The sequence below is a fragment of the Brevibacillus sp. NSP2.1 genome (assembly GCF_000470975.2).
Lineage (GTDB): Bacteria > Bacillota > Bacilli > Brevibacillales > Brevibacillaceae > Brevibacillus > Brevibacillus agri.
This window is the reverse complement of the sequence record NZ_CP048274.1, coordinates 3,547,376-3,570,861: the sequence shown is the minus strand read 5'-3', so window position 1 is coordinate 3,570,861 and position 23,486 is coordinate 3,547,376. Positions and strand designations below refer to the sequence as shown.

General features: G+C 55.5%; 26 protein-coding genes. 11 read left to right on the top strand and 15 right to left on the bottom strand.

Annotated elements, in window-relative coordinates:
- Positions 1-21 precede the first annotated feature (21 nt).
- The 7 genes from M655_RS17340 to M655_RS17310 all read right to left on the bottom strand — a co-directional run bounded on the left by M655_RS17340 (position 22) and on the right by M655_RS17310 (position 6,898).
- A complete protein-coding gene (locus tag M655_RS17340; protein WP_007785026.1) occupies positions 22-615 on the bottom strand; it encodes an NAD(P)H-dependent oxidoreductase in 594 nt (197 codons plus the stop codon).
- A 33-nt stretch (positions 616-648) separates the two neighbouring features.
- Positions 649-2,052: a S8 family peptidase gene (locus M655_RS17335; RefSeq protein WP_007785028.1), complete on the bottom strand. Its 1,404-nt coding sequence runs from the start codon at positions 2,050-2,052 to the stop codon at positions 649-651.
- Positions 2,053-2,122: 70 nt separating this feature from the next.
- The gene (locus M655_RS17330) at positions 2,123-2,755 is read right to left on the bottom strand and encodes a trimeric intracellular cation channel family protein (RefSeq protein ID WP_005827967.1); all 633 of its coding nucleotides are present in this window, start codon (positions 2,753-2,755) and stop codon (positions 2,123-2,125) included.
- Positions 2,756-2,774: 19 nt separating this feature from the next.
- Positions 2,775-3,551 (bottom strand): Cof-type HAD-IIB family hydrolase, encoded by a 777-nt coding sequence (locus tag M655_RS17325; RefSeq protein ID WP_005827969.1) that lies wholly within the window; start codon positions 3,549-3,551, stop codon positions 2,775-2,777.
- Positions 3,552-3,685: 134 nt separating this feature from the next.
- Complete coding sequence (locus M655_RS17320; protein ID WP_005827971.1) at positions 3,686-4,801, bottom strand: ABC transporter ATP-binding protein; 1,116 nt, start codon at positions 4,799-4,801, stop codon at positions 3,686-3,688.
- A gap of 109 nt (positions 4,802-4,910) precedes the next feature.
- Positions 4,911-5,945: a PucR family transcriptional regulator gene (locus M655_RS17315; RefSeq protein ID WP_025848506.1), complete on the bottom strand. Its 1,035-nt coding sequence runs from the start codon at positions 5,943-5,945 to the stop codon at positions 4,911-4,913.
- Between the two features lie 44 nt (positions 5,946-5,989).
- Positions 5,990-6,898: a metallophosphoesterase gene (locus M655_RS17310; RefSeq protein ID WP_005827974.1), complete on the bottom strand. Its 909-nt coding sequence runs from the start codon at positions 6,896-6,898 to the stop codon at positions 5,990-5,992.
- Positions 6,899-7,060: 162 nt separating this feature from the next.
- On the opposite strand from M655_RS17310, the gene acsA reads away from it, so the two are divergent.
- Positions 7,061-8,776, top strand: a complete 1,716-nt coding sequence (acsA, locus tag M655_RS17305; protein ID WP_005827976.1) for an acetate--CoA ligase — start codon at positions 7,061-7,063, stop codon at positions 8,774-8,776.
- A gap of 125 nt (positions 8,777-8,901) precedes the next feature.
- Here acsA and M655_RS17300 read toward each other — a convergent pair whose 3' ends face one another.
- The 3 genes from M655_RS17300 to M655_RS17290 all read right to left on the bottom strand — a co-directional run bounded on the left by M655_RS17300 (position 8,902) and on the right by M655_RS17290 (position 11,478).
- A complete protein-coding gene (locus M655_RS17300) occupies positions 8,902-9,867 on the bottom strand; it encodes a cation diffusion facilitator family transporter (protein WP_005827978.1) in 966 nt (321 codons plus the stop codon).
- Positions 9,868-9,894: 27 nt separating this feature from the next.
- Positions 9,895-10,941, bottom strand: coding sequence for a flavin-containing monooxygenase (locus M655_RS17295; RefSeq protein WP_026557006.1), 1,047 nt, complete (start codon positions 10,939-10,941; stop codon positions 9,895-9,897).
- A gap of 135 nt (positions 10,942-11,076) precedes the next feature.
- Positions 11,077-11,478 (bottom strand): ArsR/SmtB family transcription factor, encoded by a 402-nt coding sequence (locus tag M655_RS17290; RefSeq protein WP_005827982.1) that lies wholly within the window; start codon positions 11,476-11,478, stop codon positions 11,077-11,079.
- 139 nt (positions 11,479-11,617) lie between these two features.
- On the opposite strand from M655_RS17290, the gene M655_RS17285 reads away from it, so the two are divergent.
- The 3 genes from M655_RS17285 (at position 11,618) to M655_RS17275 (ending at position 14,084) form a co-directional block, all read left to right on the top strand.
- Positions 11,618-12,622: a permease gene (locus M655_RS17285; protein ID WP_007785036.1), complete on the top strand. Its 1,005-nt coding sequence runs from the start codon at positions 11,618-11,620 to the stop codon at positions 12,620-12,622.
- A gap of 13 nt (positions 12,623-12,635) precedes the next feature.
- Positions 12,636-13,787, top strand: coding sequence for a TIGR03943 family putative permease subunit (locus M655_RS17280; protein ID WP_026557007.1), 1,152 nt, complete (start codon positions 12,636-12,638; stop codon positions 13,785-13,787).
- Positions 13,788-13,868: 81 nt separating this feature from the next.
- On the top strand, positions 13,869-14,084 hold the full coding sequence (locus M655_RS17275; protein ID WP_026557008.1) for a gamma-glutamyl-gamma-aminobutyrate hydrolase family protein: 216 nt from the start codon (positions 13,869-13,871) through the stop codon (positions 14,082-14,084).
- A 148-nt stretch (positions 14,085-14,232) separates the two neighbouring features.
- Here the strand turns inward: M655_RS17275 and M655_RS17270 are convergent, their stop codons facing one another.
- From M655_RS17270 to M655_RS17260, 3 genes are all read right to left on the bottom strand, one after another.
- Positions 14,233-14,634 (bottom strand): SET domain-containing protein, encoded by a 402-nt coding sequence (locus M655_RS17270; RefSeq protein ID WP_005827990.1) that lies wholly within the window; start codon positions 14,632-14,634, stop codon positions 14,233-14,235.
- Positions 14,635-14,733: 99 nt separating this feature from the next.
- Entirely contained in the window at positions 14,734-15,384 is a 651-nt protein-coding gene (locus M655_RS17265; protein ID WP_005827993.1) for a response regulator, read from the bottom strand.
- Positions 15,381-16,187 carry a sensor histidine kinase gene (locus tag M655_RS17260; protein ID WP_005827995.1) on the bottom strand — a complete coding sequence of 269 codons (807 nt, stop codon included), beginning with the start codon at positions 16,185-16,187 and terminating at the stop codon, positions 15,381-15,383. The genes M655_RS17265 and M655_RS17260 overlap by 4 nt, the downstream gene beginning before the upstream one ends.
- A 106-nt stretch (positions 16,188-16,293) precedes the next feature.
- Between M655_RS17260 and thiD the strand changes: the two genes are divergently transcribed.
- A complete protein-coding gene (gene thiD / locus M655_RS17255; RefSeq protein WP_026557009.1) occupies positions 16,294-17,088 on the top strand; it encodes a bifunctional hydroxymethylpyrimidine kinase/phosphomethylpyrimidine kinase in 795 nt (264 codons plus the stop codon).
- A 62-nt stretch (positions 17,089-17,150) separates the two neighbouring features.
- Here thiD and M655_RS17250 read toward each other — a convergent pair whose 3' ends face one another.
- Positions 17,151-18,488, bottom strand: coding sequence for a DUF4179 domain-containing protein (locus M655_RS17250; protein WP_241753010.1), 1,338 nt, complete (start codon positions 18,486-18,488; stop codon positions 17,151-17,153).
- 6 nt (positions 18,489-18,494) lie between these two features.
- A complete protein-coding gene (locus tag M655_RS17245) occupies positions 18,495-19,019 on the bottom strand; it encodes a sigma-70 family RNA polymerase sigma factor (RefSeq protein ID WP_025848525.1) in 525 nt (174 codons plus the stop codon).
- Positions 19,020-19,159: 140 nt separating this feature from the next.
- Between M655_RS17245 and M655_RS17240 the strand changes: the two genes are divergently transcribed.
- From M655_RS17240 to M655_RS17215, 6 genes are all read left to right on the top strand, one after another.
- Positions 19,160-19,369 carry a hypothetical protein gene (locus M655_RS17240; protein WP_035317425.1) on the top strand — a complete coding sequence of 70 codons (210 nt, stop codon included), beginning with the start codon at positions 19,160-19,162 and terminating at the stop codon, positions 19,367-19,369.
- An 80-nt stretch (positions 19,370-19,449) separates the two neighbouring features.
- Positions 19,450-20,523 (top strand): spore photoproduct lyase, encoded by a 1,074-nt coding sequence (splB, locus tag M655_RS17235; protein WP_026557011.1) that lies wholly within the window; start codon positions 19,450-19,452, stop codon positions 20,521-20,523.
- Positions 20,524-20,683: 160 nt separating this feature from the next.
- Positions 20,684-21,325, top strand: coding sequence for a deoxynucleoside kinase (locus M655_RS17230; protein ID WP_025848528.1), 642 nt, complete (start codon positions 20,684-20,686; stop codon positions 21,323-21,325).
- Positions 21,326-21,369: 44 nt separating this feature from the next.
- The gene (locus tag M655_RS17225; RefSeq protein WP_005828008.1) at positions 21,370-22,059 is read left to right on the top strand and encodes a deoxynucleoside kinase; all 690 of its coding nucleotides are present in this window, start codon (positions 21,370-21,372) and stop codon (positions 22,057-22,059) included.
- Between the two features lie 268 nt (positions 22,060-22,327).
- The gene (locus tag M655_RS17220) at positions 22,328-23,065 is read left to right on the top strand and encodes a class I SAM-dependent methyltransferase (protein WP_005828009.1); all 738 of its coding nucleotides are present in this window, start codon (positions 22,328-22,330) and stop codon (positions 23,063-23,065) included.
- An 88-nt stretch (positions 23,066-23,153) separates the two neighbouring features.
- Positions 23,154-23,438 carry a 4a-hydroxytetrahydrobiopterin dehydratase gene (locus M655_RS17215; RefSeq protein ID WP_005828012.1) on the top strand — a complete coding sequence of 95 codons (285 nt, stop codon included), beginning with the start codon at positions 23,154-23,156 and terminating at the stop codon, positions 23,436-23,438.
- Positions 23,439-23,486 lie beyond the last annotated feature (48 nt).

Genomic DNA, 23,486 nt, shown 5'->3' with positions numbered 1-23,486 from the left:
CAGCCAAGTTTGCTAATCCGGCTACACGCCGAGCGGCTGGCGCGCACTCGCAGCGATTTTCTCGACCTCGGCAAGCATTTGCTCGCGGGCGGCGTTGTCTACGTAAGGGACGGCGGCAAAATTGCGGTAGGTCACATCGTAGCCGATCATGGCGAGCGTGCCGTCCACGATCTGTTTTTTCACCACAGCGTCGAAGCCGCTCGTCTGCATTTCCGCTTCGGACTCCCGGGTTGTCGTAAACACAATCGCCTGTTTGTTTGACAACAGGCCGACGGGGCCATTGGCGTCGTAGCGGAAGGCGAAGTTGTTCGTAAACACCCGGTCGATATAGCCTTTGAGGATCGCAGGAGGCGACCACCACCAGACAGGGTAAATCATCACCAGCAAATCGGCATCGGAAATCAGCTCCTGTTCGGTGGCAACATCTTGCGAGGCTGACCCGTTCGCTACTTTTTGCATGTCTGCCGCATCGAAGACAGGCTGGAATTTCATCTGATACAAGTCGCGCACCTCAAAGTCGATTTGTTGCTGTTGCAAGGAGCGGGTGACGCGGTCGAGAATGGCATGGCAGAAGCTTTCCTTTCCTTCGTGAGCAAAAACAATGCACGCTTTCATCGTCCATCCCTCCGTGGGTTACCGTTTGTATGCTTATTCGAAGCCAAAGCGCAGGCGCATAAAAAATTTGTTCAATAGTCCACCGACCGTATGCTCTGTTTTTTCCGTGCGCGCCGGCTCTGCCGGTTTGATTTGCCGCAGCGTCTGATTGACGTCAATCATGCCGTAGCCGTACAACTGATCGTGTCCGGGGGCGCCGAGGTCTTTGGCCGATTGGCGGATCAGCTCCATGACATCGTGGTTTTTCATGTCAGGATGAACAGAGCGCACCAGCGAGGCGAGCGCTGCGACGTGCGGACAAGCCATGGAAGTACCGGAGAGCGAGGCGTAGTCGCTGTAGATGTACGTGCTCGGAATATCGACGCCGGGAGCGGCGACATCCACGTAATCGCCAAAGTTGGAAAAATCGGCGCGTTCCTTGCGATGGTCGACAGCGGCGACGGCGAGCACTTCTTCATAGGCTGCCGGGTAGCTCGGCTGATCGGTGGCGTCGTTTCCGGAAGCCGCGACGAGCACGACGTTTTTTTCATACGCATAGCGGCACGCTTCCTTCAAAGCGGCAGATGACGTGTAGTTGCCGACACTGAGGTTAATCACGTCAGCTCCGTGATCGGTCGCCCAGTAGATGCCTTGGGCGATATCGACAGCCGAGCCGGAGCCGTCCGCGCCGATGGCTTTGATCGGCATCAGCTTGCTGTTCCACGACATCCCGGCGATGCCGTCCTCGTTGTTCGTTTTTGCGGCAATTACGCCAGAGACGTGCGTGCCGTGCCCGTTGTCGTCCTCTGGTCGATTGTTGTCTTCCAGCACGTTGTAGCCTTCTACGAGCTTTCCGGCAAACTCGGGGTGATTGAGGTCAATCCCCGTATCAATGACCGCGACCGTGACGTCACTGCTGCCCTCGCTCACGTCCCAGCTCTGCTCCATGCCGATCAGCGGCAAATTCCACTGGTACTCCGCGTAGTACGTGTCGTTTGGCTTGCGGTTGGGCAAAAGCAGGTAGTTCGGCTCGGCAAACACCGAGTCGGGATGCTCGGCCAGCTTTTTCATTAACTGCTTCGTCGTCAGGCTTTTGGACTTGATGATGATAAATTGCTCAAAATCGCGTTTGATCTTGGCATCCAGCGAACGGACCAACTGGTCAATTTTTTTCTGTTCAGGGCGTGGGGAGAAGCGGACGACCACTTCATGCTCGACATAATGGCTGCGGTCGCGCGGATTGTGGTGGAGCGTCTGTACGTGGCTGCTTTTTTCCAGATCCCTGCGAATGTCTTTGACCTGCTCGATATAGTTGATCCGCGGTATGCTCGCCTCGATGGAAGTGACGCGGGGATGAGGTTCGCGCATTTCCTGCTCGGCATTTTGATGGTGACGATAAGGCAGGACGACCAGACCGACCAAGGCAAGGGCGGCGATAATTGGGGGCAAGACGCGCAAAAAAACTCACTCCCTCCAGTGCTGATGACTATAGCGTGCACATGGAGAGAGTGATTATGAAGGAAATAGCTTACATTCGGTTGTCAAAAGGGCGAATCGGGACGGGACGAAGCGAGCGGCGTGGCAGCTTCCAGCCTTGATAGACGGAAATCATCCGGCAAACGATGATGGCGGAAAACAGCGTGTACAGCTCGCCGACGGTTGTCGCCCACTTGAGGCCGACAGCCAGCCCGGCGACCATGGCCCAGACCGCATAAATTTCTTCCTTGAACACGAGCGGCTTGCGTCCAGCGAGAACGTCGCGAATGATTCCGCCGCCGATTCCGGTCAAAACCGCTGCGACGATCGTCGCGCTGAGCGGGTAGTTCATTTGTGTGGCGTAAATAGCGCCCTGAATGGCAAAGGCAGAGAGCCCGACTGCGTCAAAAAACATCCCCCAGCGATTCCAGTAGTCAAGGTATTTGTGGGGGAGGACAAAAACGATGAGCATGGAAACGAGTGCGATTGTAAACAGTGTTCCCTGATTCCAAAAAGCGGTCAGCGGGATGCCGAGCAAAATATTGCGCATGATCCCGCCGCCAAATGCTGTGGCCATTCCGAGAACGATTACTCCCAAGATGTCGTATTCTTCCTCCATGGCGATGATCGCGCCGCTGATGACGAACGCTACCGTGCCAACGATGTTAAACCATTCCCAAGACATATATCTTTCAACGTCCTTCCTAATTGATGAGTCCAAGTTGCAGCAAGCCGTGCCGGATGCCGTCTTCGTTCACATGACGGGTCACCATCTTGGCAAAAGGCTTCAATTCTTCATGGGCATTTCCCATGGCGACGCCCATTCCGACGTAGGAGAGCATTTCCCTGTCGTTGAGTCCGTCCCCGAACGCTACGGCGTCAGCGGGAGTGAGGCCCTCGTGCTTGAGGATCGCTTCGATGCCGCGCGCTTTCGAGCCGCCTTTTGGCAAAATGTCGAGGACGTGCTTGTGCCAGCGCACGTACGACACTTGCTCGAAACCTTCCGTATAGAGCGCTTCTTCTTCGGCGGTGCAATACAAAAACGCCTGATAGATCGGAGCGACCTCCCAGTAGCGATGGTGATGGGCCGGAGCGGGCAAGCGCAAAAAGTCGAACGAGTCGAGGACGTGCGGGTGATCGGATGTGTTCGCATAGCACTCTTCATGGCTTAAAAACACCATCGGATGCGCGTTTCCGTTTGCCATCTGCTCCAGTTCGGCTAATGTCGTCGTGGCAAACGGAGTATGGTGAATGACTTTTTGTTCGTTCACGACGTAGGAGCCGTTGAACCCGACAAACGTATCAATCCCGAGCTGCCGGGCGATCGGCATCAGGTGGTACGGCGAGCGGCCAGTTGCGATGGCAACCCGGATGCCGTTTTGCTTGAGCTTGCGCACAGCGTCCACGGTTGCTGGCGGAATCGCGTGCTCCGTGTTCAACAGAGTGCCGTCGATGTCGAAAAAGACAATTTTGTAGGCCATGTTTGCTCTCTCCACTCTTTCTCTATTTGTAGCCATAAAAAAGCAGCGGCAGTACAGAAGCCGCCACGGACGAAAAACGGTTGAGGACAACAGAAAAAGGAATGCCGGAAAAGACATTCCTTTTCACTTTGCTATTAGAATACAGCCACTTCCGTCTCGCTGTCAAATAGATGACATTTGGAAAGATCCATGGCGAGCTTGACCGTCATTTTCGGCTTCAAATCTTCGCGAGAGTCCACGCGGGCGACCATTTGTGTCTGGCCGATATTATGGAAGTAAACGTACAGCTCGGAGCCCATGTTTTCCACGACTTCAATCTGCGCCTCAAGCGAGCTTTCGAACGGATTGGCCTCCATAAAAGCGGCATCGCTGTAAATGTCCTCCGGGCGGATGCCGAAGATCGCCGGCTTGTTTACATAGCCTTTGTCGCGCAAAACTCTTGCTTTGTCCTCTGGGAAGCGGACGTGAATGTTTTCCGCATCGAAGTACAGGGCGCCGTCCTGTTCCGAAAGCTGCCCTTTGACGAAGTTCATCGCCGGGGAGCCGATGAAGCTCGCCACAAACAGGTTGACGGGGTGGTTGTAAATCTCGTTCGGCGTCGCCACTTGCTGAATCAGGCCGTCCTTCATGACGACGATCCGGTCGCCCATCGTCATCGCTTCCGTCTGGTCGTGGGTCACGTAGATGATCGTCGTGTTCAGCCGCTGGTGCAGCTTCAAAATTTCTGTGCGCATCTGGACGCGCAGCTTGGCGTCGAGGTTGGACAAAGGTTCGTCCATCAAAAAAACTTGCGGCTCCCGCACGATGGCGCGTCCGAGCGCGACACGCTGCCGCTGGCCGCCGGAAAGCGCCTTTGGCTTGCGGTCCAGCAGGTGGGAAATGTCGAGGATGCGGGCTGCTTCCTGAATCCGCTTGTCGATGTCGCTTTTGGAAAACTTGCGCAGCTTCAGACCGAATGCCATGTTTTCATACACGTTCATGTGCGGGTAGAGCGCGTAGCTCTGGAATACCATCGCGATGTCCCGATCTTTGGGAGCGACGTCGTTGACGCGGCGGTCGCCTATGTACAAATCGCCTTCGGAGATTTCCTCCAGCCCGGCAATCATCCGCAGCGTCGTCGATTTTCCGCAGCCGGACGGCCCGACGAGGACGAGAAACTCCCGATCCTGAATCTCCAGGTGAAAATCATCTACTGCCGTTACATTTCCGCCGTACCGTTTGTATATGTGGTTCAGTGTCACTTTTGCCATGGAAGAGGCACCTCCTTGAATGATAGGGGAGCAATTCTCGGATGACTTTTTTGCAAGAGTAACAATTTTTAGACAGTTGGACTATGGGCGAAATGTACAAAATGTTTTGTTAATGCTGCCGAAAGAGCAAATAGAGCTGGAGCAAAACGGCGTCAGGAAACTGGCGCGGATCAAGGCCCGTCTGTTCCGTCAGCTTGTCCAGCCGGTACAAGAGCGTGTTGCGGTGCAAAAAAAGCTGCCGGGCTGTCTCGCTGACATTGAGCTGCCGCGCGAACAGCGTCTCCAACGTTTCGCGCTGCTCGCTGCTGATTTGCGGCACAGACATGAGAGCGGCAAGCTCGCGGGCAATCGACTTCGCCGTTTCCGCAGGCAGAGAAGCAGCCCAGCGCTCCAACGGATACATCCAGTCGCCCGCGACCATCACTTGTGCCCGGTATTGATGCAAGGCGCGGGACAACAGCAGTTGCCCGGCGAGCGTTTTTTCCAGAGAGGAAGGCGCAGCTACGGGCGCGCTGACAATGATGCGCACAGGCTCCATCCATTCGGTCGAGATCAGGTCGTACAGGCCGGATGCCCATTCCAGCAAGTCAGCCCGCTCCTTTGCGCCCTCCAGGATTGAGATCGGGAGCAGCAGGACAGAATAAGCATGACTCAATGCAAAAAAGGCGAGGCTCGACGCTTTTGGCGCGTAGGCAGCCGTTTCGCGGAAAAACGGGTGCAAACAGCTTTGCAACGCTTCCCACGTGCCTGTGCCTTCCGTCCGGTTGCGCTCGATCAAAAAGACGAGGCGCTCTTCCTTCCACGGCCAGCGGGCATCGAGACGTTCAGGGGGAGCCTGGCGCAATCCTGTGACCATGGATTGCAGCCATACCGCAATCTGCTCGTGCAGCGTCGGAGGCGCTTTTTCTTCGGGACGGGAAAAAAACAGACTCAGCAAGGAACGGGAAGACGCGGGCCACTGCATCGCTTCAATCAGCACGAGGTAGGCGGCATCGTGCTCAGACGCAAGCGAAACAAGTTCCCAGCCTTTTTGCTCCCATTCTTGCTGAGTCTGGCTGATCTCGTGTTCACAAACTTTCACGCAAACGATCGGCAAGTTCGTAACCTGCCTGATTTGCTCGACTTCCTTCATCCATTTTTCCACAGCGAAGACCTCCGTTACAAACTCTTGCGTAGGTCTATTATACATTACTCCAGGGCAAGCGTGGCGGCGCTTTCCTGCAAAGCGGAAGGCTGTGCTGCCGTTGCCTCTGGGACCGCAAGCAGGCTTGCGCTGCCTAGCGTGTGCAGTGTCATTTCCGGACGAGAGCGAAGGCGGACGTTCAGCCCTGTTTGCCCCAGGCCCTCACTAATGTAGAACGGCCGTCCGTCCATCTCATGCAGCCCTTTGACCATGTTCAGCCGCGGCAACTTCCCCATTTTGGCGAGGTGGTAAGGACGCGGCCAATGAATTTGCCCGCCGTGAAAATGTCCGGCCAGCAAGTAATCGTAGGCATAATCTTTCATATGCAAGACGATATTCGGGTCGTGCGTGAGAACGAGGCGCACGCCTGTCGCGGGAACGGCTTGAAACGACTTTTCCAGTTGGCTGCGGCGCGTACTGTAATCGTCGACGCCGATGATGTGCAGCGGCTGGCCTTTATGGTCGACCGTCACATGTTCGTTGATGAGGACGCGGCAGCCGATCCGCGTCAGCTCCGATTTCAGTTGCGCCAGCTTTGGCGGCGAGAGAACGTAGTCGTGGTTGCCAAAAACGACATACGTACCGAGCGCAGGCTGCAATTGCATCAGCCGCTCGACGTAGGCGACTGCTTTCGGAATGTTTTTATGGCGATCGAGCAAATCTCCGGTAATCGCGATCAAATCGACCGATTGCCCGGAAAAATCGCGGACGATCCGCATCGGGTCAATCGACAAATTTTCCATGTGCAAATCGGACAGATGCAAGACAGAGAGCGGTTCGAAGTCTTGCCGATCATCTATATGCTGCGACGGTTGCAGCGGAATGGAAACATAGTTGGTATGGACATCGAATGTATTGCGATACGCTTTGACAAAGAGCAAGGCGACAGCGACAATCAGTAAAAACCATAACATCTCTTCGGCCATCTCCTTTATCCCCAAGGTAGTGTCATTATACTCGATTTCTGCGCTTTTCGAATAAGTAGGTTCTGGCAGAAGGAATTTAGCGAAAAGTGCAGAAATATTATGAATGTTGCGTAGTGAAGAATCCATTAAGGGGTTTAGGAGAGTGAGAGCATGAACGTAGAAAAAATTCCGGCGACAGAAGGCCGATTCAACCTGGAGAATTACGACGAGACGTACGCCAATTTTGACTGGAAGGATGTCGAAAAGCAATTTTCCTGGTATGAGACGGGAAAAGTGAATATGGCTTATGAAGCCATTGATCGCCATCTTTCTACCGAGCGCAAGGACAAGGTCGCGCTGCTGTACAGCGATTTGACCCGGGAAGAAGCCTACACCTTTGCCCAACTGAGCGAGCTGTCCAATAAATTCGGAAATGTACTGCGTGACCTGGGAATCGCAAAAGGCGACCGCGTGTTCGTCTTCATGCCGCGTACCCCAGAGCTTTATGTAAGCGTTTTAGGAACGCTGAAGGTCGGTGCGATTGTCGGCCCTTTGTTCGAGGCATTTATGGAAGCAGCGGTGCGCGACCGTCTGGAAAACAGCGAAGCGACCGCGATTGTGACGACTCCTGCGCTGCTGCCGCGCATCCCGGTATCCGAGCTGCCAGCCCTCAAGCACGTCATTATTGTCGGGGCAAAAGAGGAGCTTGCGGAAGGGCAAGTCAGCTTTGAAGAAGCGATGGCAAAAGCATCCTCGGAGCTGGAGATCGAGTGGGTGGATCGCGAGGACGGCATGATTTTGCACTACACGTCCGGCTCGACAGGCAAGCCAAAAGGCGTGCTGCACGTCCACAACGCGATGATTCAGCACTACCAGACAGGAAAATGGGTGCTGGACTTGCAAGAAGACGATGTGTACTGGTGTACAGCCGACCCGGGTTGGGTGACAGGCACTTCGTACGGCATTTTCGCTCCGTGGCTGAACGGCGTCACGAACGTCGTTCGCGGCGGACGATTCACTCCGGAAGACTGGTATAAAACGATTGAAAAATATAAAGTAACGGTCTGGTACAGCGCGCCTACCGCGTTCCGCATGCTGATGGGCGCAGGCGATGAGGTTGTGAAGCGCTTCGATCTGTCCAGCCTGCGCCATGTACTGAGCGTCGGCGAGCCGCTCAATCCGGAGGTTGTGTATTGGGGACTGCGCGTGTTCAACCACCGCATCCACGACAACTGGTGGATGACAGAGACTGGCGGCCAACTGATTTCCAACTACCGCAGCATGCCGATCAAGCCAGGCTCGATGGGCAAGCCTGTCCCGGGCGTCTACGCGGCGATTATCGACGACCAAGGCAACGAGCTGCCGCCAAACCGGATGGGCAACCTTGCGATCCGCGTCGGCTGGCCGTCGATGATGCGACAAATCTGGAACAACCCGGCGAAATACGCAGAATATTTCAGCATCCCGGGCTGGTACGTGTCGGGCGACTCGGCTTACAAGGACGAGGAAGGCTACTTCTGGTTCCAGGGCCGGATTGACGATGTTATCAACACGTCCGGCGAGCGCGTCGGTCCTTTCGAGGTCGAGAGCAAGCTGGTCGAGCATCCGGCAGTCGCCGAAGCAGGGGTAATCGGCAAGCCCGATCCGCTGCGGGGCGAAATTATCAAGGCGTTCATCTCGCTGCGCGCGGGCTACGAGCCGAGCGAAGCGTTGATGGACGACATCCGCAAGTTCGTGAAGGAGGGGCTGGCAGCCCACGCCGCTCCGCGCGAAATCGAGTTTCGCGACAAGCTGCCAAAAACGCGCTCCGGAAAAATCATGCGCCGCGTCCTCAAGGCGTGGGAGCTGGGCCTGCCGACAGGCGACCTGTCCACGATGGAAGACTAGGCGAACAGACGAAGAACCATCTCTCTTGGTAAGGGAGATGGTTCTTTTTTTGCTCAGTGGGGCGGGGCTTGGAGATGGGACGTTCGTGGTTATGGCGGTGTGCGTGAACGTGTGAGTTCGCGTGTTCAGCGGGAGTGTCCGTGCTCATGCACATGCCCCCGCGCCCCTCCCTGACAATGCAGCTTGCCGTGCGAGATTGAAGAGTTCTCAATCTGGATCGTCGCGTGCGTGATGCCAAATTCTTTTTGCAAAAGCTCCAGCGCCGCATCCAGGACAGGGTAGCTCGGCAAGCCGTCCTCGACGATGAGGTGGCACGTCAGCGAGTCAAAGCCGGAAGTGACCGTCCAGATGTGCAGATCGTGCACTTTGCGCACGCCGTCGAGCTGGCCCAGGCGCGCTTCCACCTTTGTCGTGTCGAGGCGGGAGGGCGCTCCTTCCAGCAAGATGTTGACCGATTCCTTGGTGACGCGCCAGGCGCTGAGCAAGATCAGGAAGGCGACGATAATGCTGATGAGCGGGTCGGCGATGTACCAGTCGAAAGCGAGCATCAGGATGCCGCCGAGAATGGCGCCGACAGAGCCGAGCATGTCGCCCAGAACGTGCAGGTAGGCGCTGCGCACGTTCACGTTGTCCTTGTAATCGCCGCGCATGAGGACGAAGGCAGCGGCGATATTGGCGAGCAAACCGATGGCGGCAATGACGATCATTTTTCCGCTGGCCACCTCGGGAGGCTGGAGCAGGCGCTGGAAGCCTTCCCAGAAAATGAACAAGGAAATCAGCACGAGCGTGACGCCGTTTGTCAAGGCAGCGAGAATTTCAAAACGCTGCATCCCGAACGTTTTTTTGGCCGAAGGGGGACGCGCGGCAAAGTGCAAGGCAACGAGGCTGAGCAGAAGCGCCAGGGCATCGCTCAGCATGTGGCCGGCATCGGATAAAAGCGCAAGACTGTTGGTCAAAAAGCCGCCGATCGTCTCGACGATCAAAAACACCGTGATGATGAGAAAAGAAGTGAACAGCGCTTTTTTGCTCGCTCCTTTTCCATGGTGATGATGGTCGTGTCCATCTCCGTGGTCGTGATGGTGGAATCCCATAGTGTTGCCCTCCTCTATTGGGTCGCTTTAGCGGACGAGTTGTTCAGCAAGAAAGAAAGCGTCTTTTCCCACGCCGCCCATGAGCGCGGAGGCGCGTGTATGCTGCCAGGGAAGCCCGAGAAACAACAGTCCCGGCACGGCTGTGACACCGCGATCATGCCGCGGCCAGCCGCTTGGGTCGAGTACGTCTGCCATGGACAGCCAGCCGTAGTCGGGGCGAAATCCGGTCGCCCATAAAACGCTCTGGAAGCTCGCCTGCCCGCCGTCCACGAAAAAGGCGGTTTTGTCCGCAAGGCGAACGGTTCTGGTCGCGATGCGCATGGCGCCAGTTTTTGCCAGAGCTTTCATCTGTTTTTGGTAGCCAAAAATCGGATCAGGTCGTTTCATCAGTTGCTTTCCGACCCACGACGAGCGCGGGGCGTCCAGCAAGCCAAACAACTGCATGTAGTCAAAAATAGTTTTGCCCAAAACGTACAAAGGCAGATGAACGCGCGGCTGTCCGCTGGAAAAAATGACGGGGCGGTGCATGGCCAGCTCCACGGCGATTTGCGCGCCCGAATTGCCTGAGCCGACGACGAGGACGGGCCCGGCGGGGAGCTGGCTTTCGTTTCGGTAGTGCGCCGTATGGAGCGAGACGGCATCGGGGGCCAAATGCCCGGCAAACGGCGGGATGTAAGGCGATTGAAACGGGCCTGTTGCGACGACGACGTTTTTCGTTCGCAGCGCTTCGTGCCCTGTCTGCACGAGAAAGCCCGATGCCGTGCGCTCGACGGAGACGACCGCCGTATTCAAACGGACGGGCAATTGAAAATGACTGGCGTACAGCTCCAGATAGTCCGCGGCTTCGTCTTTCGTCGGAACGGTATGCGGCTCTCCGGGAAAGGCCAGGCCGGGGAGGGCATTGTGCTTGCGCGAGGTAAACAGCACGAGGGAGTCGTAACGCTTGCGCCAACTGTCCCCGACGCGTCCGTTTTGGTCCAGAATGACGAAGCGTACCTGCCGCTGCTGCAAAAAATGGCCCAGCGCAAGGCCGGACTGGCCGCCGCCAATGATGATGACTTCGTAGTCGTGCATGGGAGACCCCTTCTTTCGGCCGGGAATTTACCTAAATCATACCACATTCATTATTATATTCAAACAATCATTTGAATGTTAGGTAAAAACAATAAAAAAAGCCGCCACAAATGTGACGAGCCACAATGGAACTGCTCAAGAACGAGCTGTCTTTTTCGATTGCTTCAATTCGGCCGCATGCTCGATCCCGCACATAATCAGATGGCGAACATGGTCGTCGTCCAGGGCGTAGTAGACGAGCTTTCCGTCCTTGCGGTGCCGGGCAAGCCCCATGTTGCGCAGCAAGCGCAGATGGTGGGAGGTGTTGGCAATCGAGCTGTTGATCGTGGCCGCGACATCGCACACGCACAGCTCGCCCTCCAGCGCCAGGGCGTAAATGATTTTCGCGCGCGTGTCGTCAGCCAGCGCCTTGAACAAAGGGGCGACGCCTTCTGTTTCGCTCATCTTCGGCCGCAGCCTGTTTACCTTCGCTTCATCGACCGTTTGGATCTCGCAAACGTCTCCTTCTTCAGCAGCACGCTGAAATTCCAGCTCCATGTTCTTCCCCCCGCACAGTCGGTTTTATCCATTATAAAACGGAAAGGGACGGAAAAAAAGACGGGAACCAGGAGGAAAGTGCGCAAGGAGTATCTAATTAGGAATGATGACGATTTGCTAAAAGGAGTGGACAGCTTACGTGATTGCTAAAATTCGTCATTTCCTCATAGAGATTATAGGGGCCGTCCTTCTTGGATTGTGTGTAGTCTGGCTTACCACTGGCAGCCAGAATAGCTGGTTTTCCGGCTTTCGCATAGAATGGTCGCCGCGTTGGCTCGATGTCAAAACGTTTTTTCTCAGCATTTTGCTGGAGGCCATCCCGTTTGTGCTGCTGGGCGTGTTTTTTTCCGCCTTCATTCAGACGTTTGTCTCGGAAGAGCAGGTTAGGCGCTGGATGCCAAAACATCCGCTCGTCGCGTTACCGATTGCCGGGCTGCTCGGCTTTTTGTTTCCGGTGTGCGAGTGTGCGATCGTCCCGGTTGTCCGCCGCCTGATTCAAAAAGGGATGCCCGTATCCGTCGGCGTCGTGTTTTTACTCGCCGGACCGATTGTCAATCCGGTCGTGCTCTCCTCGACGTACATCGCCTTCGCGCGGCAGCCGGATATGGCGCTGTACCGGGGAGTCGCCGGTTTTCTCGTCGCGCTGGCCGTCGGCTTGTTGGTCTGGCTGTTTGTGAAAAAGAACCCGCTGCGGCTCGGGACAGAGGCGCAAATTCGCCACGAAGCCGCCCATAGCGAAGCGATGCGGGGCAAGCTGTCGGCAACTTTTGCGCATGCCGTTGACGAATTTTTCGACATGGGCAAATTTTTGCTGTTCGGGGCGTTGGTCAGCAGCATCCTGCAAGTGTTCATGAGCCGCGACATTTTGGTGGAGATCGGGCAAACGCCGATTACGTCCCATCTGGTCATGATGGGCATGGCTTACTTGTTTTCGCTTTGCTCGGAGGCGGATGCCTTTATTGCCGCATCGTTTTCGGGCACGTTTCAAAGCAGCTCGCTGCTCGCTTTTCTCGTCTTTGGACCGATGCTTGATTTCAAAACGACGCTGATGCTGCTCGGCACGTTCCGCTTCGGATTTGTCGTCAAGCTCGTCGTCGCCATTACAATACTGGTGTTGGCCGTTACGATGCTGATGCCGATCTAGGGGGAGGAAAGAAATGGAACAGACGAACTGGACCAGACACTATTTGATGCGCAGCCTGATTTTGGCAGGGTTCGCCGCGCTGTTGTCCTACCTGATCTGGACGGAAAAGCTGGGGCATTACCTCGCGCCGAAGCTGCACATGCTCAGCTACGTCACGCTAGGCATTCTCGTCATTTTGACCATTGTGAGCGTGCGCCAGTTGTTCAGCAAAAACCGGGCGTACGAGTGCGACTGCGAGGAAGCGCACCAGGTGCCGCGCACGCGCTGGGGCTCGCTTGTCATCTACAGCCTGTTTTTGCTGCCGATCTTCATGGGCTTTTTCATGCCGGATAAAATATTGGGGAGCGCCGTAGCGGAAAACCGCGGGGTTACTCTGCTCAGCAGCGACGCCAGAAAATTGGCGGCAGTGGCGACAGGAGCTGGGCAACCAGAAGCAGCGTCCCAGCCGTCCGGGGAGCAGGGCGGCCAGGCTGCACCGCCAGAGCAGACAGGCGAGGACACATCGCCATCACAGCAGGCAAATGCGCCAGTCGTGGTGGAAACAACAGGCGAAGGCCAGAAGGGCGATCAGCAACAGACGCCACAGCAATCCGCGCAGCCGCAAGCGATAGAGCAAGCAGTGCCCGCAGACGCAACGGCTGCGAACCCGACAGCAAGTGGCACAGCACAGGCTACTTCTGGCGCCAGTCCGTCCATGACGGACGAGGAACTGAAGCGATACTTTTCGGGCGGGGGCTTCGGCGATTTTTACACCGACATCGCCGCCTCCATGTACAGGCAGCCCGTGATCTCGCTTCATGACAAAATCTTTTTGGACGGCCTCACCACGCTGGAGCTGTACGCGAAAGACTTCGCGGGAAAACAGCTCGAAACGCTCGGCTTTGTCTACAGGGAGCCTGGACTTGGCGACAAGCAATTCGTCGTGGCGCGTTTTTCGGTGACGTGCTGCACGGCGGATGCCAGTGTCTTCGGCATTCTCGTGGAGAGCGAGGACGCAGGCAAATGGGCGAAGGACAGTTGGGTCAAGGTGCAGGGCAAGCTGGAGCTGCGCCAGGTCGACGGCTATGACATGCTCGTGCTGAAAGATGCGAAAATCCAGGCGGTCAAGGCACCGAAAGATCCGTATGTGTACTACAGCTACGAGGCGGCAGATATCACTCCATAAAAATCGTGTTTACCATTGGCTTCGGCAGTTACGTCTGGCGGAGTCATTTTTTTGTGCAGAACAGAGCGAGATTGCTCACCTTTGGATAACCCGCATGAAGGCTTCGGCGGGAAGCTGCGGGGAGTGGCCGGACAAGGCTTTAGCGTCATCGGGCACGACTATTTGGATGCCGTGCGAAAAGCAGGAGCGATTCCGCTCGGGATTCCTGTCGGGGATCTCGATGCTTGCCAAGAGCTTGTAGCGGCGGTCGATGGCATTGTGCTGGCGGGCGGAGAGGATATCGACCCGGTGCGGTAAGGGGCCAGGATTGACATGCGCTGCTCGGCGCTTGCGCCGGAACGCGACGAATACGAACTGAAGCTGCTGGAGGCGGCGCTGGCTGCCAACACGGGCTAAAAAACAAAAAGGCAAGGGAAAAGCTCCCCTGCCTGTTGATCGCGCTTGCCTATTCCTTTTTATTGCCGGACTGCTCTTCTTCGTAAAACCAGAGCGGATCGTCGCAATCCTCATCGCCGTTGTAGTTAATCAAAATCTCTTCGCCCGCCTGAATGTCGCGATAGGCGTAGAAATCGAACGTGTGGTTGTCAAAATTGATGCTGTACGTGGCGTTTGGCGTGTAGGAATGGTTGAATAGCATGCCGTAGCCGAGCAAAAACGCGGTATGGTTGGCACCGTATTCAAAGGCGTAGTCCGCCAAAAGCGTTTTTTCAATGTGCTCGTGTTCCTCGTTCAAATAAGGAAGAACCGGAGCTTCATGGAGCAATTCGCCTTTTGCAAAGTCGCGCATGGCGAAAACGCCTCTGTTTAATTCTCCGTTGCTCAGCTTGGAGGTCTTGACTTCGAGCATGTGGTTCACCTGCCATTCTTCATGTCTGGTATCGTAAAAACGGGTCCTTCTAAGGATGACAGTGGTTGGCGCGGAAAGCAACTGTTTTCGGTTGGGAGCTTACTTTTTCATAATCAGATGGTGGCGCACCGCGTAGGCGGCGAGCTGCACGCGATTGGCCAATTGCAGCTTTTCCAGGATGTTTTTCAGGTGATTTTTCACCGTGTTTTCCGCGATAATCAACGCTTCGCTGATTTCCCTGTTCGTCTTTCCGGCTCCGACGTACATGACGATTTCCCGTTCGCGCGGCGTCAGCACATCCGGCACCAGATCGTCCACGTGCTCCTCCTGCCTGAACCGGTACATCAGCCGGGTGGCCATTTCCCGCGTCAACTCGCTGTCTTCGCCAAGCAACGCGTGCAAGTAGTTGATCCAGTCGTCTGGCTCCAGGTTTTTCAGCAAGTAGCCTTGCGCGCCGAATTGAATCGCGGTAATCAAGTCTGCGACGTCATCCGAGACGCTCAGGATGACGACCTTGATGTGCGGGTACGCTTTTTTCACCTCGCGGGTCGCTTCCAAGCCGCTCCATTTCGGCATGTTGATGTCCATCAGCACCAGATCGGGCTGCAACTGTCCACAGAGCAAAAAAGCTTCCTCGCCGTTTTCGGCCTCGCCGATCACTTCAAACGAAGGGTCCGGGTCCAAGAGCGAGCGAATCGCCATGCGAGCCATCGGGTGGTCGTCAGCGATCAGCACACGGTATGCGTTCATTGCGAAAAACCTCCAGGATGGGCTGTCAGGCGAATGATGGTGCCGCCGTCTGCCCGTTTTTGAATGTCAATTGCGGCGTTCAACTGGCGCGCCCGCTCGCGCATCATCGACAAGCCGTATTTTTTCGTGTCTGGCTTGGTGTGGGCAATTCCCACGCCGTCGTCCTCGATCACGAGCTGCCAGCTCCGCGGCTCGCCTGTCGTCAGTCGAATCCAGGAATGCTTGGCCTGCGCATGTTTGCGGATGTTGGCAAAAGCTTCCTGGATGATTCCGAACAGTTGCACTTCCTCCGCAGGGGTGAAAAAGCTTTCCTTCACGCGCAAATCCGCTGCGACATCGACGCCGGACAGCGCGCTCCACTGCGTCAGCCATTTTTCCAGCCGCTGGTCGAAGCTGCCTTCCTCCGGCAACGAGCGCAGGTTGAAAATCGCCTGGCGCACGTGGTTGTCGATGGCCGAAACCGCTACTCTGGCGTCATCCAGATGCCCCTGCTTCAGCTTGACATTGAGAAAAAACAAAGATTGCGCGATGCCGTCGTGCAACTCCCGGGCCAAACGCTCGCGCTCCTCGTACACGGCCCGCCTGGCTTGCTCCTCGACGATCCGCGCGTTCATCTGCTTGATCGTGCGAAACATCCAGGTGGCGAACAAATAAGACAACAAGAGCGTCAGCAAAGTAATATATACGTTGCCCGTTTCCATGGACATATAAGGCAGCAAAAAATCGTGCCGAACAAATTCGAAGCCCCCGATAATGATCGTGGGAATGAGCACGGTCAGCCAGTAAAACAAGCGATACGACATAACAAATCCCTTCTTTGCGGTTGGTCATCACTCCTAAGTATACCGAATGGGACAAGCGGATGATATACTCGTAGGAGAAAAGGTGGCGAAAGCAGGAGGGAGATTCATGCATACAATCGCGAGAGCATTGACGATAGCAGGATCAGACAGCGGGGGCGGAGCGGGCATCCAGGCCGATTTGAAGACGTTTCACCAACTCGGCGTTTACGGAATGAGCGCGATTACGGCGATTACGGCGCAAAATACGTTGGGCGTGGCCGGGGTGTATCCGCTGCCGACAGAGGCGGTGGCCCAGCAGATGCGCGAAGTGTTGCGCGACCTGGGAGCGGATGCGGCGAAGACGGGAATGCTGTTTGATGCGGACATCATCCGCGCAGTGGCGGCAGAGGTGCGCGCCGCGAGTCTGCAAAAGCTGGTCGTAGACCCGGTGATGATCGCCAAGGGCGGGGCCAAGCTGCTCCTGGACGAAGCGATTGACGCGCTGAAAACAGAGTTGCTGCCGCTCGCGGAAGTCGTGACGCCGAATTTGCCGGAGGCCGAGTGCCTGACAGGTATGACGATTCGCACCCCGGACGATATGCGCGAAGGCGCCCGCGCGATTCATGCGCTCGGAGCGCGCAACGTCTTGATGAAGGGCGGCCACCTCGACGGTGATACCGTCGTCGACATTTTGTTTGACGGCCGCGACTTTTTCGAGTTGTCGCATGAGCGCATCCATACCCGGCATACGCACGGAACGGGCTGCACGTTTTCCGCTGCGTTGACGGCAGAGCTGGCGAAACATACGCCGCTCGTGGCTGCGGTTGAAAAAGCGAACCGCTTTATTTTCGAAGCGATCAGGACCGCTCCGCAATTGGGCGGCGGCCACGGTCCGACCAATCACTGGGCGGTTGTGGAGTAAAGCGAAGGGGAGCGACAACAAAATGGCCTCGCGGAGAGCAAATTCTCTGCGAGGCCATTTTGCTATTTGACTTGCACGGTAAACCCGCCTTGCAAACGAGCGGGATAGTCCGTGAGGGTAAAAGTGTAGAAATCAGGGGCGCCGTTCTTCGTCAGTCTTTGGTAAATCAGGCTGTACGTCTGAAGACGCCTCGCCGGATCGCGCGAAGACGAGCTTCCCTGGACGTAGTCGTATTTATTCGCCTGATTGTCCGTGATGTCGCTGCCCAAATGGATGAAGCGATGCGCGTCCGCTTCCTCGACTTCCAGCTCCCAGTCCATGCCGACCACATCATCGACCTGGCGCAGCGCAGTCAGCTTGAGCCTGGCATCGGGTGCTTTGACGAGCTTCTGCGTCTTCGCGTCGATTACCACCTGCAGCTTGTCGCGGTCCAGCGCCCGAATCCCGTTTGCTTTCAAAAACAGCTTTTGCGGCTCCAGAAAATAGATGCTTTCCAGATTGTACACTTTGCCGTTTTCCCCGTTGTCACGCGTCGGCACGCCATTTCCCCAGAAAGCGTACGTCTGGCCGTTTTCATCAACCAGCCGCAGATCGTCAAAGCCGAAAATATGTTTGGAGTTGCCCGGATCGAAGCGGATGCTGACTTCTGTTTGCGTAGGGAACACCGTCATTTGCTCGATGGTAAACGTCTGTCCGTCCACCGTCACTTTTTTTCCGACAGGAACCACTTTTTTCTCAAATGTCGTGTATTTGCTATGGTCGATCGGAAACGTAATCGCAAGCGGAGGGTTCAGCTCTACGCCGTCGAGGTCGAGCGTCACTTTGGCTGTCAGCGCGTCAGGTACTTCGCTTGTTTCCGGGAGAAAAATATCAATCCGGTTTTTTTGCTCCTCGTTCGCTTCCACGTCCATGCCAGACCAGCTCGCTCCGTGCTCCCACTCCTTGCCGGAGGCGTCAAACAGCTCCAGCTTGCGCATCCCGACCTTTTGGCCGCTACGTTCGTGCTTCAAGGTGTAAAACAGCAGCATCCGCTTCTGATCGGTCAGCACCTGGTCGATCGTGAACGTGATGCCTGCAAGCGAGCCGCCTGTGCCGATGTCCTGGACCATCTCGTGCTCGGCAGCCCGCTGCAACCCTTTGTCATCGCGAATCAGCTCGACGAACTTTTCCATCCCGGGAATGTGGCTGACATAAGCGGCAACCGCCGGGGAGAGGCGCACCGAGAACACAAAGGCCAGGAGCAGACACCCTGTCGCAATTCCCGAGCAGAGGCGAACCAGACGGCTGCGGCGGCGTCTGCGTTGAAGGCTTTTGGCCTGGGCGATGCCAGAGCGAATGTAGTGCTCGATGTGCGGCGGTACGTGCGCGTCGGTCTGACCCTCTGTTTTTTCGATATCCATATACATTCACCAGCCTTTCCCGAGTTCTTTTCGCAATGTAGCCAACGCCTTGTGCAGCCAGGTCTTGATCGTTCCTTCCGGATGGCCGAGCCGCAACGCAATTTCGCGAATGGTCAGATCTTCAAAATATTTCAGGATGATGATGCTGCGGTAAGCAGGCGTAAGCTTGGCCAGCGCTTCCTCGATAACGAGTTTGTCCGCCGTGTGCTCCCACTGCTTGCGATCCGGGTCCGCCAGACCGTCGCCATCGGGAAAGTCGGGGGCAAACCGTTTTTTTCGTTTCAGCTCGTCCAGACATACGTGGATGAGAATGCGTGTCAGCCAGGTGCGAAAATGCGCGGGCTGCTTCAGGCGAGACAAGCGGAGATAGGAACGGCAGGTCGCTTCCTGTATCGCCTCCAGCGCGTCCAGTTCGTTGCGCAAAAAGGCGTAAGCCACGCTGTACAGCTGCTGTTGCTGCTGGCAAATCAACTGGTAAAAAGCTTCGTCGTCTCCTTGCCTGGCTTGCGAGACAAGTTGTTCCAGATTCACATTTTCCCCCTCCTACACGTATTAGACTGCGCAAAGGCGAAAACAGTTTTGGGAAAATCGGCAATCGCTGCGTCTTTTTTGAACCAACTGCCTGCTTGTTGCTTACAGTAAAGGAAGAAGCAATGAGGGTGGGGGAAGGCATGTGGACCAAATGGGTAACGATTCATGAATCGTACGGGCTTCCTAGAGTGGCGAGCGAGTGCCGGCGATATTTGGAGATAAAAGGAATCCGGGTCAGGCTGTTGTCCAGAGAAACGAAAAAAGGCGGGTATGTGTACACGCTGCAGGTGCCGTCCAGCCAGGCGGCGGAAGCGCGACAGTGGCTGCGCGAGTTCAAAAGCACGCTGTAGAGCGTGAGCAGCCAGTGATCTCCTCGAAAGCTTGTCCGACTGTGCAGGCCATACTACACACTGGGAGGGATCTTGCGCTTATGGTGACGACACTGCTGGAAGCACCCGCGAAAACAGGGCAGAAAAAAACTGGCCTGTTTGTGCCCGACTACGTTTTCGTCGAGCCAAACGCACTGAACTATCCGCTCGGCCAGGAGCTGTACCAGCGTTTGCAAGCGGAAGGCATCCCGCTGCAAATGACAACCAGCCACAATCAGGTGCGCGGCATTCCCGGCGAGACAGAGGTGGAAAAGTACCGCAATGCCAAGCGAACATTGGTCATTGGGGTGCGCAAAACGTTGAAGTTCGAAACCTCCAAGCCGTCTGCGGAATACGCGATTCCGCTGGCTACAGGCTGCGCGGCGCATTGCCACTACTGCTATTTGAATACGAACATCGGGTCCAAGCCGTACGTTCGCGTCTACGTCAATACCGATGAAATTTTGGCCCAGGCGAAAACATACATCGAGGAACGGCCGGGAGAGATTACCCGATTCGAGGCAGCCTGTACGTCCGATCCGGTCAGCATCGAGCATTTGACAGGAAACCTGAAGCGAGCGATCGAATTTATGGGGGAACAGGAGTATGGCCGTCTGCGGTTCGTTACCAAGTTTCACCACGTCGATTCGTTGCTCGATGCGAAACATAACAAGCATACCCGTTTTCGCTTCAGCATGAATGCCGATTACGTCATCAAAAACTTCGAGCCGGGCACTTCCAGCTTTGCGCAAAGAATTGAAGCGGCGGGCAAAGTGGCAAAAGCAGGCTATCCGCTCGGCTTCATTTTGGCCCCCTTATACTGGTTTGACGGATGGGAGGAAGGCTACACCGACTTGCTGGAACGGCTGCGAAACCAGCTCGTCCCGGAAGCGCTGGCCGACCTGACTTTTGAGCTGATCCAGCACCGCTTCACCAAAATTGCCAAAAACTTGATTTTGCAGCGCTATCCGAAAACCAAGCTGGCGATGAACGAGGAGGAGCGCAAATACAAATGGGGCAAGTACGGCAAAGGCAAGTACGTCTACCCGGACGTGCAGGCCAAAGCCTTGCAGGCGCATTTGGAGAGGGAGATTGCGAGACTGTTTCCCAAGGCCAAAATCGAGTATTTTACGTAGCGCAAAAGCGTTTGTCCGACCGACTGCTCTGATCGTCAGGAGCAGTTTTTTTTATTGGAAAAAAGCGGCATGCGACAGAAAAGGAATGGTTTCGACAAATGGAAGTACGCGTGCTAAAATATGGAGTGCTCTCATTTTGGCGAAAGGAACAGAGGCGTATATGAAGTCCATATTAATAACTGTCGAGGGACCGATCGGTATTGGAAAAACCTCGTTGGCGCGGGAACTGCACCGCACTTGCGAATTGCAATTATTGGAAGAAATTGTTTATGAAAATCCGTTTCTAGGAAAGTTTTACGAGAACATCGCGGAGTGGAGCTTTCAGCTAGAGATGTTTTTCCTGTGCAACCGCTACAAGCAGTTGCAGGATATTCACGCCCACTATCTCAACCAGGGCATTTCTGTCGTATCCGATTACAATATTTTTAAAAATACGATTTTTGCCAAACGAACGCTGTCCGACAACAATCTCCCGAAGTATCTCAAAATTTATGATATCCTGACAGAAGATTTGCCGCAGGCTCATCTGGTCATTTACTTGACGGCGTCCATCGACACGGTCATGAAGCGGATCGCCATGCGCGATCGTGAGGTGGAGCGGACGATGGATGTGGGCTATATGGAAAATCTGATCGCCGATTACAACGAATTTATGGACGAGTTTGAAAAGCACCACCCGGATACGCCTGTCATCAAATTCAACTGTGACGAGCTGGATTTCGTCCATCGGCCAGAGGATCGGCAGTATATGCTCGATCTCATCCTGCCGCGTATTCAGGAGCTGCGGGGGCAACAGGCATAACGATGCCGTGTGATTGGCAAGTATTTCAATAAGGAGTTGCGTACATGTCTAGGTTTCAAAACAGCCATCTTCGTGAAAAATACGGCATTCCGAGCAATGCGGTCATCACCATCGGCGGAACGGTAGGCGTCGGCAAATCGACGTTCACACACGCCCTGGCCGATCAGCTCGGTTTTCGCGTGTCCGTGGAAAAAGTGGACAACAACCCTTACCTTGGCCGTTATTACAACGATTTGTCCCGCTGGGGCTTTCACCTGCAAATCTTTTTCCTGGCCGAGCGCTTCAAGGAGCAGAAGCGGATGTTCGACTACGGCGGCGGCTTCGTCCAGGATCGCTCGATTTACGAGGATACCGGCATTTTCGCCCGCATGCTGTACGAGCAGGGCAACATGACGGAAGAAGACTACCGCACGTACACAGAGCTGTTCGAAGCGATGGTCATGACGCCGTACTTCCCGCATCCCGATATTTTGATCTACCTGGAAGGCAGCTTCGATGACATTATCGGGCGCGTCCAGGAGCGGGGACGCCCGATGGAGCAGCAGACCCCGATCGACTACTGGCGCGATTTGTTCAACCGCTATGATAGCTGGATTCACTCGTTTACCTCCTGTCCTGTTCTGCGGGTGAACATCAACGAGTACGACGTCGTGGACGACCCGGCCTCCGTGGAGAGCATCATTGCCCGTGCGGCGGAAAAAATTCGCCTGGGACGAGCTGCGCGCCTGCCGTAGCCAGCCCCAAAACCCCCTGTCCTCCTACTGTATGGCAAGGCTTGCCGCCAGCAGGAAAGACAGGGGGTTTTTGTTTTCGGACTGTGTTTGCCATTCACCGGACGGGATAGTCTTCGAGCCTCAGCGCATCGCTGTCGTCGTTTCTTCGCGAGTGTGCTTTTGGTCAGGCTTCCTGCGGTTTTCCGTGCACTTCGGCGGGGGGAAATCGGCTGCGGATAAACCCCGCTGTGGTATAATGAGAGCATCTTGGAATTAAAGGAGCTAGGGAATGGCAGAAGAATGGTTTGAACGCAGCTTTCGCGAAGATTACGTACTTGTGTATCGGCATCGGGACGATTCGGCGGCCGACAGCGAGATCGCCAATCTGCTCGAGCGATTGCCGATAAAGAGCACGGGGCGCGTACTTGATCTTTGCTGTGGGAGCGGGCGGCATTCGCGTGCGCTGGCTCGCAGAGGATACGAAGTCGTAGGTGTCGACCTGTCCCCCGTGCTGCTGCAGCTTGCGGAAGAGCAGAACACCTATCCACAGCTCAGCTTCGCTCGCTGCGACATGCGCCATATTCCGTATCGGGACGAATTTGACATCGTAGTCAACCTGTTCACCAGCTTTGGCTATTTTTCGTCCGATGAGGAAAACGCGCAGGTCGTCCGCAATATGGCGCAGGCATTGAAGGTGAACGGGGAAGTCGTCATCGACTATTTGAACCCCGCCTACGTGAAGCAGCATCTTGTCCCGCACTCCACCAAAGAGGTCAGCGGGATGCTGATCGAGGAGAAGCGCTGGATCGAGGACGAGGCGGTAAAAAAGCGGATTTTGATTCGAGACGATCCCGCCGCGCAGCCGAGGGAGTACTTGGAGCAGGTTCGGCTTTTCTCCGTGGAACAGATGACGGCCATGCTGGAGCTGGCCGGATTCGGACAAATTCAGGTATTCGGCAATTACCAATTTGAACCGTATATAGCCAGTCAATCGCCGCGCATGATTTTTTACGCGATCAAGCAATAGGTAGCGCGGATAAGCGTGACTAACCTTTCTGTCTGTTGAATATGATGGTGTTACCACCGATTCATCGGACAAAAGGGGGGCGATGTGAGTGAGCAAGCTGTCTTTGGAACAGGTCAAACTGTATTTGAGCAAGGTTCCGGGCTGGAAGCTGGTAGAAGACAGGATGGCGCTGTCTCGCACATATCACTGTAGAGACTTTGCCACGGCTGTGAGCTTTGTAAACCGTGTGGCGGAAATGCTTGAGCATGACAGTCAGCATGTCGAGATTCACCTGTCTGGCGGAACTGTGACGTTTACGCTCGCGACCCGCGAGGCAAAAGGGCTGACGGGCAAAGATTTTGCCCTCGCCCAGACGATCAGCAAAGTAAGCTAGCGTCAGGAAACAGCCGCTTCGGTTTGGGAAGCGGTTTTTCTTTTGGCT